The 14,020-nt window shown below is 62.7% G+C and carries 12 protein-coding genes and 2 rRNA genes; 10 read left to right on the forward strand and 4 right to left on the reverse strand.

Features of this window, described 5'->3' with window-relative positions; translation table 11 throughout:
* The first annotated feature begins 55 nt into the window (after positions 1-55).
* From O0881_RS16405 to O0881_RS16440, 8 genes are read left to right on the forward strand one after another with little or no spacing between them, the layout of a single operon-like run.
* The gene (locus O0881_RS16405; protein ID WP_289912213.1) at positions 56-1,867 is read left to right on the forward strand and encodes a methyl-accepting chemotaxis protein; all 1,812 of its coding nucleotides are present in this window, start codon (positions 56-58) and stop codon (positions 1,865-1,867) included.
* A 4-nt stretch (positions 1,868-1,871) separates the two neighbouring features.
* Positions 1,872-2,327, forward strand: coding sequence for a chemotaxis protein CheW (locus tag O0881_RS16410; protein WP_289912214.1), 456 nt, complete (start codon positions 1,872-1,874; stop codon positions 2,325-2,327).
* The gene (locus O0881_RS16415; protein WP_289912215.1) at positions 2,324-3,565 is read left to right on the forward strand and encodes a protein-glutamate O-methyltransferase CheR; all 1,242 of its coding nucleotides are present in this window, start codon (positions 2,324-2,326) and stop codon (positions 3,563-3,565) included. Before O0881_RS16410 ends, O0881_RS16415 begins: the two co-directional genes overlap by 4 nt.
* Positions 3,566-3,574: 9 nt before the next feature.
* Positions 3,575-4,261, forward strand: coding sequence for a chemotaxis protein CheW (locus tag O0881_RS16420; RefSeq protein ID WP_099665022.1), 687 nt, complete (start codon positions 3,575-3,577; stop codon positions 4,259-4,261).
* Complete coding sequence (locus tag O0881_RS16425) at positions 4,258-6,555, forward strand: hybrid sensor histidine kinase/response regulator (RefSeq protein ID WP_289912216.1); 2,298 nt, start codon at positions 4,258-4,260, stop codon at positions 6,553-6,555. The genes O0881_RS16420 and O0881_RS16425 overlap by 4 nt, the downstream gene beginning before the upstream one ends.
* A 10-nt stretch (positions 6,556-6,565) precedes the next feature.
* Complete coding sequence (gene cheB, locus O0881_RS16430) at positions 6,566-7,618, forward strand: chemotaxis-specific protein-glutamate methyltransferase CheB (protein ID WP_099668186.1); 1,053 nt, start codon at positions 6,566-6,568, stop codon at positions 7,616-7,618.
* A 10-nt stretch (positions 7,619-7,628) separates the two neighbouring features.
* Complete coding sequence (locus O0881_RS16435; RefSeq protein ID WP_099665024.1) at positions 7,629-8,654, forward strand: diguanylate cyclase; 1,026 nt, start codon at positions 7,629-7,631, stop codon at positions 8,652-8,654.
* Positions 8,655-8,679: 25 nt separating this feature from the next.
* Entirely contained in the window at positions 8,680-8,994 is a 315-nt protein-coding gene (locus O0881_RS16440) for a pyrimidine/purine nucleoside phosphorylase (protein ID WP_289912217.1), read from the forward strand.
* Between the two features lie 65 nt (positions 8,995-9,059).
* On the opposite strand, the gene murB is transcribed toward O0881_RS16440, so the two are convergent.
* A complete protein-coding gene (murB, locus tag O0881_RS16445) occupies positions 9,060-10,088 on the reverse strand; it encodes a UDP-N-acetylmuramate dehydrogenase (protein WP_289912218.1) in 1,029 nt (342 codons plus the stop codon).
* A 185-nt stretch (positions 10,089-10,273) separates the two neighbouring features.
* Between murB and O0881_RS16450 the strand changes: the two genes are divergently transcribed.
* Entirely contained in the window at positions 10,274-10,759 is a 486-nt protein-coding gene (locus tag O0881_RS16450; RefSeq protein ID WP_289912219.1) for a YajQ family cyclic di-GMP-binding protein, read from the forward strand.
* A gap of 185 nt (positions 10,760-10,944) precedes the next feature.
* Complete coding sequence (locus O0881_RS16455; RefSeq protein ID WP_070277935.1) at positions 10,945-12,210, forward strand: nitronate monooxygenase; 1,266 nt, start codon at positions 10,945-10,947, stop codon at positions 12,208-12,210.
* 54 nt (positions 12,211-12,264) lie between these two features.
* On the opposite strand, the gene O0881_RS16460 is transcribed toward O0881_RS16455, so the two are convergent.
* The 3 genes from O0881_RS16460 to O0881_RS16470 form a co-directional block, all read right to left on the reverse strand.
* Positions 12,265-13,563: a leucine-rich repeat-containing protein kinase family protein gene (locus O0881_RS16460; protein ID WP_289912246.1), complete on the reverse strand. Its 1,299-nt coding sequence runs from the start codon at positions 13,561-13,563 to the stop codon at positions 12,265-12,267.
* A gap of 111 nt (positions 13,564-13,674) precedes the next feature.
* Positions 13,675-13,787 (reverse strand): 5S ribosomal RNA (rrf, locus tag O0881_RS16465).
* Positions 13,788-13,924: 137 nt separating this feature from the next.
* Positions 13,925-14,020, reverse strand: a 23S ribosomal RNA gene (locus O0881_RS16470); the annotation flags it as partial.

Raw genomic sequence — 14,020 nt, forward strand, 5'->3', positions numbered from 1 at the left:
ATGGCAAAATGCTACAGTGCAATTGTGCTGACCTTCCTGCTTCCGGAGCCCTCCCATGTTCAAAGACCTGAGTATCAAGAATAAACTGTACCTGGGCTTCGGCTCCATCGTGGCCATCATCCTGATCTTGCTGGGCGTGGCCTACAACAGCTTTTCGCGGCTGTCGGAAGCCAATGCATGGGACCGGCACACGATGGAAGTGCTGGTCGAGATCGACAAGATTCACAATTCCATCCTGCAAATCCAGGTGGAAGCGCGCGGTTTCATCCTGACCGGCAACGAAGCTTCGCTGACGCCGGAAACCGATGAAACAGGGGTGCTGAGCCAGCACACGCAAAAAGCCATCAGCATGACGGTGGACAACAAGGTGCAATCGGAACGCTTCCGCAAGATCGACCAGCTGAGCAGCACCTGGGTCAAGGAGTGGATCACCCCCCTGATCGAGAAACGCCGCGCGCTGGGCAATGCGCCGGGCGCCACGGAAACGGTGGCGCGCCTGCTTCCGCCGGCCGGCTCGCCCGGCATCGTGCAAGCCAACAAACTGCTCGACGAAGCCGCCGCCGAAGAAAACCGCTTGCTGGCCGAGCGCACGGCCACGTCAAGTCGCCTGCAGGAAACCATGCTGCTGACCTTGGCGCTGGGCGGCGTGCTGTGCGTGGTGCTGGCGCTGGGCATTTCCTTCATCCTGGCCAAGGCCATCCTCGGCCCGCTGAACAGCCTGACGGACGCCGTCGGGCGCATCGCCGGCGGCGAGCAAGGCGCACGCGCCGCCATCATTTCGCGCGACGAGCTGGGCAAGGTGACGGAAGAGTTCAACCGCATGGCGCAAACCATCCAGGACAACCAGGCCAATGAACTGGCCGCCACGAATAGCCTGCGCGCCAAGGTCGATTCCCTGCTGGAAGTGGTGTCGAAGGCGGCCTCGGGCGACCTGACGGGCAAGGTCGGCATCACGGGCAACGACGCCATCGGCCAGCTGGGCAACGGCCTGGCGAAGATGTTTGAAAACCTGCGCAGCCTGCTCAACAATGTGCAAAAGGCCGGCATCCAGGTGACGACCTCCGCCACGGAAATCGCCGCCTCGGCGCGCCAGCAGGAAGCCACGGGTATTGAGCAAGCGCAAACCAGCGTGGAAATTCTCAGCACCACCAAGGAAATCTCGGCCAACACGAGCCAGTTGCTGAAAACCATGGAAGACGCCACCGCCGTGGCCGACTACACGACGAATGCCACGGCCGAAGCGCAAAACAACCTCAAGCGCATGGATTCGACCATGCAGCACATGGTCTCGGCCACCGATTCCATCAACGCCAAGCTGGCGGCCCTGTCGGAAAAAGCCAGCAATATCAATAGCGTACTGATCACCATCACGAAAGTAGCCGACCAGACCAACATCCTGTCGCTGAACGCCGCCATCGAGGCGGAAAAAGCGGGCGAAGCGGGCCGCGGCTTTTCCGTCGTGGCGACGGAAATCCGCCGCCTGGCCGACCAGACGTCCGTCTCCACCTGGGATATCGAGCAAATGCTCAAGGAAATGCAGTCGGCCGTGTCCGCCAGCGTGATGGGCATGGATAAATTCTCGGAAGAAATTCGCCGCAGCGTGGGCGAGGTACGCCAAGTGGCGGAACAATTGTCGTCCGTGATGGACCAGGTGCAAAAACTCACGCCGCAATTCGATGCCGTGCTGCAAGGCATGCAGTCGCAGGCGATCGGCGCGTCGCAAATTTCCGACACCATGATGCAGCTCAACGACGCCACGCAACAGACGGTGGAGTCGCTGAAGGCCACCAGCGAAGCGGTGCACCAGTTGCAATATGCGGCGGGCGACCTGCAGTCGAGCGTGTCGACCTTCGCCGTCACCATCTGATCCCATGAAAGTGCTGCTCTTTCACATCGGACGCGACCGCTATGGCCTGCCCCTGGCCGGCATCGTGCGCGTCTTGCCGCTGCTGGAGCTCAAACAGTTGCCGCTCACGCCAGACTACGTGGCCGGCCTGATGGACTTGCACGGCACGCCCGTGCCCGTGATCGACCTGTCGCGCCTGGCCGGGCTGCCTGCCGCCGCCGCGCAATTCGACACGCGCATCGTCATCGTCGACTACCGCGCGCCTGGCGGCGCCACGCATGCGCTGGGCTTGCTGGCCACGCAGGTGCGCGGCATCGCCGACATCGCGGCGGACAAGCTCGAGGATAGCGGCGTGGCGACGGCGCCGTTCCTGGGTCAGGTGGCCAGCGACGCCGACGGCATCGTGCAGCTGGTGGAACTCGAACACCTGCTGCCGCCGGACGTGCGCGCGCTGCTGTTTCAAGACACGGGCGCGGCATGACGGCCCAAGCCCTCCTGCGCCGCGCGACCGGCCTGTCCGTCTCCAAAGCCGTGGCCGAACGGGCCGTCGGCCAGCGCATGGAGCAAACGGGTTTTACCGACAGCGAAGCCTATCTGCAAGCGCTCACGCCGGCCGAAATGACGCAATTGATCGAGCTGGTGGTGGTGCCGGAATCGTGGCTGTTCCGCGACCCGCAGGCGTTCTACGCCACCGTCGAACTGGTGCAGGAACGCTGGGCGCGGGGGCGCGCCACGCGCATCCTGTCGATCCCGTGCGCGGGCGGCGAGGAACCGTATTCGATGGCCATGGCGCTGCGCGACGGCGGCGTGCCGAAACAGGCGTTCAGCATCGACGCGTATGACCTGAGCCCCGGCTGCATCGAGCGGGCGCAGGCCGGCGTGTATGGCCGCAACGCCTTCCGCGCGCAGGACGTGGCCTTCCGCGAGCGCTATTTCACGCACGTGGCCGACGACGCCTACCGCATCATCGACTCCTTGCGCGAGCAAGTCACCTTCAGGCAGGGCAATCTGCTGCAATTCGATACCGCCACCTACAGCCGCCATTACGACGTCATCTTTTGCCGCAACCTCTTGATTTACTTCGACAAACCGACCACGCGCGCGGCCATCCACAACCTGTCCGCCCTGCTGGCCGACGACGGCATGCTGCTGGCCGGCTATGCGGAAGTGCCGTCGTTCTGCCAGAACGGCTTTGCGCCGCTGCAGTTCCGCCAGGCCTTCGCCCTGAAGAAGGAAACGGCGGCGCCGGCCAGCCCCGTGCAGGTGGCGCCGCTGCCGGCCGCGCGCCCCCTGCGCAGCGTGCCGCCCGCGCCAAGGCGCGCCGCCGCAGCCGCCCCTGCCGCCGCGACAGCGCCGCGCACGCGCCCCGTGTCCGTGCCGTCGCCGGCGCCGGCCGCGCAAGCCGATTTGCTGGCCGAGGCGCGCCTGCTGGCCGACCGTGGCCAGTTGCGCGAAGCGGGCGAAAAATGCCACGCCCACCTGGCGCGCGTGCCCGAGGCAGCGGAAGCGTATTTCATGCTGGGCATCATCAATGAACTGGCCGGCAAGATGGACCTGGCCGACGATTACTGGCGCCGCTGCATCTACCTGCAGCCCGACCATTACGAGGCGCTGTGCCACCTGTCGCTGCTGGCCGAACGCAATGGCAACCACACGGCCGCCGCCACCCTGAAGGCGCGCGCGGCGCGCATCTACCAGCGCCGCCAGGCGTCCAACTAAGGGGCAAGCATGACCAACCTCATCGCCACCGAGTCCCCCGACGCCATCGACGACTGCTGGAACCATATCGGCGTGGTCGGCGACCAGAGCTGCCCCAGGCTGCCGGCCAACGTACATTGCCGTAACTGCGACGTGTATGCGGGCGCCGCCCAGCGCAACCTGCAGCGGCCCGTGGATGAACACTACCAGCGCGACTGGGCCAGCCACTTCCGCCAGATCGATGCGGGCGGCGAAGTGCGCGACAGCTCTGCGCTGGTATTTCGCATCGGCCGCGAATGGCTGGCGCTGCCCACGCGCGTGTTCGACTCCGTGGCGCCGCAGGCCAAGCCGCACGTGCTGCCACACCGCGGCGGGCGCGGCCTGGCGGGCATCGTCAATATCGGCGGCAAGCTGTATCCGTGCATGTCGCTGGCACACTTGCTGGGCATCGACGAACAGGGCGCGCCGGCGGCGCGCGGCCGCCACACCTTTGCGCGCCTGCTGCTGATGCGCTGGGAAGAACAGGCTTACGCGCTGCCCGTGGCCGACCTGCACGGCATCGTGCGCTATGCATCGAGCACCGTGCAAGCGCCGGCGGCCACCATCAACAAGGGCCTGTCGCGCTATCTGTCCGGCGTCATCACCGAGGGCGACATGCGCATCGGCTGCCTCGACACGGCGCTGATCGGCTTTCAACTTGCGAGACTATTACGATGAGCCAGGACCAGCACGGCGACCTGAGTGCCTTTTCCATGCTGGACCTGTTCCGCATGGAGGCGGACAGCCAGACCCAGATCCTCACCGACGGCTTGCTGGCCATGGAGCGCCATGCGGGCGATGCGGCCGCCGTCGAAGCGATGATGCGCGCGGCGCACTCGATCAAGGGCGCCGCCGCCATCGTCGGCCTGCAAGTGGTGGTGCAGCTGGCGCACGGCATGGAAGACAGCTTTGTCGCCGCCCAGCACGGCCGCCTGAAACTCACGCCGGAGCGGGTCGACGTGCTGCTGTCGGGCGTCGACCTGATCGTGCAGCTGTCGCGCCTGGACGACGCGGGCGCCGAAGCGTGGCTGGCCGCCAATGCGGCGCAGATCGACCAGACCCTGAACGCCATCGCCGACATCGCCGACCTGCCCGAATTGCCTGCCCTGCCCCCGGCGCCCGTGCCAGCGCCGGCAGCGGCGGCGCCACAGGCTCCCGTGGCCAGCGGCCTGGCGGGAGAGGACGCGGAAGCGGAAGCGACAGAAGCTGCCGCGCCCGCGCCGCGTACAGGTGCCGCACCGGCCAAGGCCCAGGCGCAGAATTTCGACAAACTGCTGTCGCTGGCCAGCGAATCGCGCATCAATGCGCACCAGATGCACCCGTTCATCGGTGCCTTGCAGCGCTTCAAGCGCAACCAGAGCAGCCTGTTTTCCGCCATCGAGCACCTGCACGAAGCCATTGCCCGCTCGGGCGACGCGGGCCTGATGGAAAAATCCCTGCTGGCGCTGCAAAAGACCCAGCCCCTGAAGCAGTTCATGCTCGAACACATCGCCGACATCGAAACCTATGAGCGGCGCTTGCTGGCCGTCTCGCAAGGCATGGTCGACGAAGTGCTGGCGCTGCGCATGCGCCCTTTCCGCGACGGCATCCACGCCTTCCCGCGCATGGTGCGCGACCTGGCGCGCAGCCTGGGCAAGGAAGTGCAGCTGGAGATCGAAGGCGAAGACACCCTGGTCGACCGCGATATCCTGGCGAAGATCGAAAGCCCGCTGAACCACATGCTGCGCAATGCCATCGACCATGGCATGGAAGGCCCGTACGAGCGCATCGACGCGGGCAAGGAAGCGCTGGGCACGATACGCATGGAAGCGCGCCACCGCGCCGGCATGCTGAGCATCGAAATCAGCGACGACGGGCGCGGCGTCGACCTGGAAAAGATCCGCCAGTCCGTCATCGAGCGCAAGATGGCCAGCCCCGCCATGGCCGCCGCGCTGTCGCCGGGCGAGCTGCTAGAATTTTTGTTCTTGCCCGCCTTCAGCCTGAAGGCGACGGCCAATCAATTGTCCGGACGCGGCGTGGGCCTCGACATCGTGCACGAGACGATACGCCAGCAAAACGGCACCGTGCGCCTGGAATCGGAGCCGGGCCGGGGTTTCCGCGCCCTCATCACCCTGCCGCTGACGCAATCGATCGTGCGCGCGCTGGTGATCGACATCCAGGGCGAAGCCTACGCCATCCCCATCGTCAAGGTGGAAAGCGTGGTGCGCGTGCCGCAAGCGGCCATCCATACCCTGGAAAACAAGCAGTTCTTCGAACTCAAGGGCGAGCATCTGGGCCTGGTCTCGGCGGCGCAGGTGCTGGAGCTGGGCGAAGCGGCGAACCAGGCCGAGGACTTGCCGGTGGTGGTGATCGGGCGCGGCAAGCAAAGCTATGCCCTGGTGGTCGACGCCATCCGCGGCGAGCAAAGCCTGGCGGTGCAAGCCATCGATCCGATCTTCGGCAAGATGCGCGACATTTCCGCCGCCGCCCTGCTCGATGACGGCGAGCCGGTGCTGATCCTCGACGTGCCCGACCTGCTGCTGTCGATCGACAAGCTGCTGCACGAGGGCGGCCTGCACCAGCTGGCGCAGGCGGGCCATGCGCAGCAGCGCCGCGCCAAGCGCATCCTCGTCGTCGACGATTCGCTGACGGTGCGCGAAATGGAGCGCAAGCTGCTGCTGGCGCGCGGCTTCGAAGTCGACGTGGCCATCGACGGCATCGACGGCTGGAACGTCGTGCGCAGCGGCGAATACGACCTGGTGATCACCGACGTCGACATGCCGCGCATGGACGGCATCGAGCTGGTTTCGCTGATCAAGAAGGACTTGCACCTGCACAAGCTGCCGGTGATGATCGTCTCGTACAAGGACCGCCCGGAAGACCGCGCGCGCGGCCTGTCCGCCGGCGCCGACTATTACCTGACCAAAGGCAGCTTCCACGACGAGACCTTGCTCGACGCGGTGGCCGACCTGATAGGAGATGCCCGCTTATGAGTTGTACTTCATGAAAATTGCCATTGCCAACGATGTCGCCATGGCCGCCGAGGCCCTGCGCCGCGTGGTGGCCAGCACGCAGGAACACCAGGTACTGTGGATCGCCCGCACGGGGCTCGAAGCCGTGCGCATGTGCGAGGGCAACCGTCCCGACCTGATCCTGATGGACCTGAACATGCCGGAGATGGATGGCGTCGAGGCGACGCGCCTGATCATGGAGCAAAGCCCGTGCGCCATCCTGGTGGTCACGGGACGCCCGCAAGACAATGTCAACCAGGTCTTCCGCGCGCTGGGCGCGGGTGCGCTCGACGTCACGGCCACCCCCGTGCTGCAGGGACAAGTGGGCGGCGACAGCGAACTGCTGGCCAAGATCAAGACCATCGGCAAGCTGATACGCCACAGCGCCGAAACGCCGCCGCCGCGCCAGGCGAACGGCAATGGCGGCGAACGGGCCGACGGGCAAGTCACCACGCTGGTGGCCATCGGCGCCTCGACGGGCGGCCCTTCGGCCGTGGCCAAGGTGCTGTCCGGCTGGACGGCGCCGCCCGGCTGCGCCATCGTGGTGGTGCAGCATATCGATGAAACCTTCGCCTCGCACTTCGCCAAATGGCTCGATGACCAGCTCAGCATGCCCGCGCGCGTGATCGTCGAAGGCGATGAACTAGTGTCCGGCACGGTACTGATCGCCAAAACCAATGATCACTTGCTGCTAGATCAAAATTATCGTTTGGGTTACGATGCAGCACCACGCGAGTATGTTTACCGCCCGTCCGTCGATGTCTTCTTCAACTGCGTGGCGCAGCACTGGCGCGGCGACGCCATCGGTGTATTGCTCACAGGCATGGGACGTGACGGCGGCGATGGCTTGCTGGCCATGCGCCGCGCCGGCAAGACGACCATCGCACAAGACCAGGCCAGCAGTGCCGTGTACGGCATGCCGCGCGCGGCGGCCGAACTCGATGCGGCGCAGCACATCCTGCCCTTGGATAGAATAGGCGCCAGCCTGCGCAGCCGCCTGGGCGCCAAACTCAACAATGGGTGGGAGCCCTCCCCTAACATCTGAAAAGAATGCAATGCCAGAATTCTCCTCCAGTTTCAGCCAGCATGAGCCCGCATTGACCGAATTCAAGGTCAGCGTGCTGCTGGTGGACGACCAGTTGATCATTGCCGAGGCAGTACGGCGCATGCTCAGCGACCAGCAGGATATCGAATTTCATTACGTGACCGACGCCACGCAGGCGCTGGACACGGCGCTGCGTTTGCAACCGACCGTCATCCTGCAAGACCTCGTGATGCCAGGCATCGACGGCTTCGCCCTGATCCAGCTGTACCGCGAAAACGCGGCGCTCGCGCACGTGCCGGTGATCGTGATGTCGGCCAAGGATGACCCGAAACTGAAGGCGCACAGCTTTTCCGTCGGCGCCAACGACTATGTGGTGAAACTGCCGGACCGCCTGGAGCTGCTGGCGCGCATACGCTACCACTCGGCAGCCCACATCAGCCGCCTGCAGCGCGACCAGGCTTTTCGTTTCCTGCGAGAAAGTCAAAAGAACCTGGCCGACGCGAATATTGAATTACAGAAACTCGCCGCCCTCGATGGCTTGACGGGCATCGCCAACCGCCGCCGCTTCGATGAAACCTTGCAATTCGAATGGCAGCGTGGCCAGCGCGACAAGACGCCGTTGAGCTTGCTGTTTTGCGATATCGACCATTTCAAAAGCTATAACGACCACTTTGGCCACCTGGCGGGCGACCTGTGCCTGAAAAAAGTCGCCGCCGTGCTGACGGAACATTTGAAGCGCCCGGCCGACCTGGCCGCCCGCTACGGCGGCGAAGAGTTCGCCCTGATCCTGCCGGAAACGGAGGCTGCAGGGGCCCTGCTGATCGCCGAAGCGTGCCGGCGCCACCTGGAAGGCTTGCAGATCGAAAATCCAGCGGCAAGCACGGGCATCGTCACCATCTCGATCGGCGTGGCCACCATCGTGCCCTCGCCGGACTCGACGGTCGAGCAATTGATCAACCGCGCCGACCAGGCCCTGTACGCGGCCAAGCGCGGCGGACGCAACAGCGTGCTGAGCGCCGCTGACGTCCAGGACTGATTTTTAACAGCAAGGAAAGTGAAGCATGAGCACACAACTGGACAATGTTAGCGTCGTCAAGAAGTCGAATATCTACTTTGACGGCAAATGCGTCTCGCACAACGTCATCCTGGCCGATGGCACGAAGAAAAGCGTGGGCGTGATTTTCGCGTCATCGTTGCGCTTCAACACGGGCGCGCCGGAAATCATGGAAATCGTCAGCGGCCTGTGCAAGATACGCCTGGCCGATGCGACAGAGTGGAACAGCTATGGCGCGGGCACGCAATTCAAGGTACCGGGCAATAGCTATTTTGACATTGAAACTATCGAAACCGTAGATTACGTCTGCCACTTCGGCTGATTCACGCAGAAAAAACGTCCATGGCTGCGTTGCCCTGAACATTTTTTCAAGCGCGGATTGACTATTTAGACAAACACAGGCTCGGGCGACAGGCGCACACCATATTTCGCCTCTACATCATCCTGTATCGCTGCCGCCAGCCGGGTAATGTCCGCGCCACGAGCGCCGCCATTATTCACCAGAACCAGCGCCTGCTTGGGATACACTCCCGCGGGCCCCAGGTTTTTCCCCTTCCAGCCGCACTGATCGATCAGCCACCCTGCCGCCAGCTTTTCCGTACCATCGGGCTGCGCATGGTGTACCAAGGTGGGGAAACGTTCCAACAAGGCAAGACATTGCTCTCGTGACACCACGGGATTCTTGAAGAAGCTGCCCGCATTGCCTATGACGGCCGGGTCCGGCAATTTTCGCCGGCGGATCGCCATCACCGTGTCGGCCACCTGTTGGGGCGTCGGCTCGGCAATATTGCGCTCGGCCACGGCCTGCGCCAGTTCCGCATAGCGCAAGTTCGGCTGCCACTCGGCCGGCAAGGCAAACGTGACTTCCAGCACGATCAGTTCGCGGCCGTCCGCCTGCTTGAAGATACTGTCGCGGTAAGCGAAACGGCAGGCATCGCGGTCCATGTCGAAGACGATGCCGCTGCCACTGTGCATGACGCTCACGCTGTGCAGATAATCCTTGATTTCAACGCCATACGCGCCAATATTCTGGATAGGCGCCGCGCCCACCGTGCCGGGAATCAGGGACAGGTTTTCCAGCCCGCCCACGCCTTGCGCCAGGGTCCACTGCACGAAATCGTGCCAGTTTTCGCCGGCTGCGGCAGTGACGAGTATCGTCTCGAAATCCGCCTGCGCCAGGCGCATGCCGCGCGTGGCCATGTGCAGCACGGCGCCGGGAAAGTCGCCCGTCAGCACGATGTTGCTGCCGCCGCCCAGTATCAGGCGCGGCATGGCGGACAGGGCGGGATCTTGCAGTGCGGCGTGCAATTCGGCCTGCGAGGTGATGCGTACGTAGGCGGCCGCATTGGCCGCGATGCCGAAGGTATTCAGGCGCTGGAGGGAGTAATTGTGTTCGATGGTGAGCTCTGCAGACATGGGATCGGGAAATTTTGCTCGATTATAGAGCGAAAGCGACAAAAAACCACCTCAGGACAAGGGCGACTTGCCCGTTGTCCGTTAAAATGTCGCATCTTTAACAGGGCCGTCCCATGGCGCAGAATCAGCCGCCAAGGCCCAGCGCGCCGAGCGTGCGCTCGCTTTAACAAGAAAAGGAACAGACCATGCCGTCATTTGATGTAGTCTCCGAAGCCGATATGATCGAAGTCAAGAATGCAGTCGAGCAATCCAACAAGGAAATCACGGCCCGCTTCGACTTCAAGGGCAGCGACGCCCGCGTCGAACACAAGGAAAACGAGTTGACCGCGTTCGCGGACTCGGAATTCCAGCTCAGCCAGGTGCGCGACGTGCTGACCAACAAATTGACCAAACGCAAGGTCGATGTGCGCTTCCTCGACGAAGGCGACATCAAGAAGATCGGCGGCGACAAGGTCAAGCAGATCATCAAGATCAAGAATGGCATCGAATCGGATGATGCCAAGAAAATCGTGCGCGTCATCAAGGACAGCAAGATGAAAGTGCAAGCGAGCATCCAGGGCGAAGCCGTACGCGTCACGGGCGCCAAGCGCGACGACCTGCAGGCGGCCATGGCCATGCTGCGCAAGGACGTGCCCGACATGCCGCTGGAATTTAACAATTTCCGCGATTAATTTCGATGATGCGCACGCTGCGGCCTGCGCTTGCACCGGCATGGCGGCAAAAGCTGCCTCGGAGCGCCTGCGCGCTTGGGGTAGAATTGAAGCTGCGCACAGCTACATGCGCCCGCGCGCCTGACCGGCAGCGGGCTTGACCGTACATCTGGCTCAGTGATAACCACGGTAGTCTAAGGATAGCAATGAAACGTGTTGATGATTTCCGCCTGCGATTTGGCAAAAAAGAATATGTGCCCATCATGATAGGCGGAATGGGTGTGGATATTTCCACGTCGGAGCTGGCCCTGGAAGCGGCCCGGCTGAACGGTATCGGCCATATCTCCGATGCCATGGTGGAAGACGTGTCGGATCGCCGTTTCGACACCACCTTCGTCAAAGACAAGACGAAACTGTACAAGTTCAACATCAATAACAGCGACAAGGCCGTGGTGCAGTTCGACCTGGGCCGCCTGGCGGAAGCGCAGCGCCTGCATATCGGCCGCACCATGGAAGCAAAAAAAGGCGATGGCTTGATCTTCGTCAATTGCATGGAAAAACTGACGATGAACGGCCCCCGCGAAACCTTGCGCGTGCGACTGAATGCGGCGCTGGATGCGGGTATCGACGGCATCACCCTGTCGGCCGGCTTGCACTTCGGTTCGTTCGCCTTGATGGCCGACCATCCGCGTTTCCGTGATGCCAAGCTGGGCATCATCGTCTCGTCCGTACGCGCCTTGCAGATTTTCCTGCGCAAGAACGCCAAGCTGGACCGTTTGCCCGACTTCATCATCGTCGAGGGCCCATTGGCCGGCGGCCATCTGGGCTTCGGCATGGACTGGGCCAATTACGACCTGCACACGATCACGGCGGAACTGCTGGCCTACCTGAAGGCCGAACAGCTGGATATCCCGCTGATCGCCGCTGGCGGCATCTTCACGGGCAGCGATGCCGTTTCCTTCCTGGAAGCGGGCGCGGCTGGCGTGCAAGTGGCGACGCGCTTTACCGTCACCAAGGAATGCGGCTTGCCAAACAAGGTCAAGCAGGAATACTACAAGGCCTCGGAAGAAGACATCATCGTCAATGGCGTCTCGCCGACGGGCTACCCGATGCGTATGCTGAAGAACACGCCCGCCATCGGCGCCGGCATCCGTCCAGGCTGCGAATCGTATGGCTACCTGCTCGACGCGACGGGCAACTGCGCGTACATCAACTCGTACAACCGCGAAGTGGCGGCCCATCCGGAGCAAAAAACCGTCGTCGTGATGGACAAGACTTGCCTGTGCACGCACATGCGCAACTTCAACTGCTGGACCTGCGGCCACTACACCTACCGCCTGAAGGACACCACGCATAAGCTCGACAACGGCGAATACCAGATCCTGACGGCCGAACACGTCTTCAAGGATTACCAGTTCAGCGTCGACAACCAGATCGCCCTGCCGGAAAAAGAAATTCTGGTAGCAAGCTGAATCTTGTCAGCCTGAAATAAAAATGGCGCAGCCTGCGAAGGCTGCGCCATTTTTTTATGCGGGGAGCATGTCCCGCAATGCCAGTTCGATCGCCTCGAACCTTGGCCGCCGCAATATTTCTTCCTGCAAGCAAGTTTCTTGCAAAGCATGCAAGGCGGGCAAAGGCGTCGCACAATGGGCGATCAGCTCGCCCAGTAGCACGCCAAAGGCACGTGCCTCTATGCCCTGCAGCAAGTCCCCTTGCGGAGAGCCGGGAACAAACATGGACGCCGCACCAAAGTCGCCCAACAGGCAGGCGCCGGCATCCGCATGCAGGATATTGTGGGCATACAGGTCGCCGTGCGCGATACCGTGCGCATGCAACTGCCGCACGGCCGAGGCGATGCCATGCGCAATGGCCAGCGTTTGCGGAAAATCAAAGCGCGCGCCATCGGCATACACATCGCGCGTACACGACTCCAGGCTCGGCGGCCCGGCCAGGTTGCGGAAGGCCGCGTCAACGAGCGGCATGACGAGTCCCAGCGCTCCTTGCGGATGTGCATCGAGCGTCCCGAGGATGGGAATCAGGCTCGGATGGGCACCGGCGCCGACGCATGCGGCCATTTCACTGCGCGGCAAGCCATCGCTGGTCATGGCCCCCTTGAACACCTTGACGGCGACCTCATCGGCGCCATCCAGGCGGGCACGGTAAATCACGCCCGATGCCCCCTCGCCCAACTGCTGCGCCAATACCAGGCGCTGCCACGCCACGCCCACTGCGGCTGAACCGGCCAGGGCCGCCAGTTCCCGCGCTTCCGTGAAGGGATTGCCCGCATACGCCAGCCAGCCCAGGCATGGCAGGGACAGCAGACAGTCGGGCAGCGCCGTGAAACGGTTGGCGGCGATGCGCACCAGTTCCAGCCGGCGGCAGTTCGCCAAGGAAGCGGGCAAGCTGTCCAGGCAATTTCCCGCCAGCATGAGTTTCTGCAACAGTCCGCACTTGCCCAGCTCCTCCGGCAAGGCTTCGATGGCATTGTCGGTCAGGGTCAGCCAGCGCAGCCTGGATGGCAAGGCTGCGGCCGGCACGTGGCGTATCCGGTTCGCCTTGAAACCGATCATTTCCAGCGCAGGACAGGAACCGAGCACGGCCGGCAAGCTGGTGAACAGGTTGTCCGAGCAAAAAATGATGCGCAGCTTGTGCAGGCGTGGCAAATCGTCGGGAAGCGTGGCAAGCGCATTGCCGGACAGGTCGAGGATTTCCAGGCTGTCGGCGAGGTCGAAGATTTCGCGAGGGAATGCCGTCAAGCCGCAGGACAGCTTCAGACGGCGCAGGCCGGCCAGTTGGCCGGCGCGTAATTGCTCCAGTGTATGCACAGCAGACAAGATATTCCTTTCAAGCTAGCACGCGATCGATGCCATGCATAAAATCATTGGACGTAAAAAAACCCCAACCGGATCACCGGAAGGGGTTTTTTCGAATAACAAGCCTGACGATAACCTACTTTCACACTGGTTGCAGCACTATCATCGGCGCAAAGTTGTTTCACGGTCCTGTTCGGGATGGGAAGGGGTGGGACCAACTTGCTATGGTCATCAGGCATAACTTGTACTGGCGTTTGTCCTCTGTGGAGCGACAAAGCCTGAATCTGGAAGAAGCAAAGATTGGGTAATGACTGGTTGTATCAACACACACGCAACGTTGTACCGTCTTATCCTCTGTACCTGCTAAGGTTATAGGGACAAGCCGTACGGGCAATTAGTACTGGTTAGCTTAATGCATTACTGCACTTCCACACCCAGCCTATCAACGTCCTGGTCTCGAACGACCCTT

It is taken from the genome of Janthinobacterium sp. SUN100 (assembly GCF_030397705.1).
GTDB lineage: Bacteria > Pseudomonadota > Gammaproteobacteria > Burkholderiales > Burkholderiaceae_D > Janthinobacterium > Janthinobacterium kumbetense.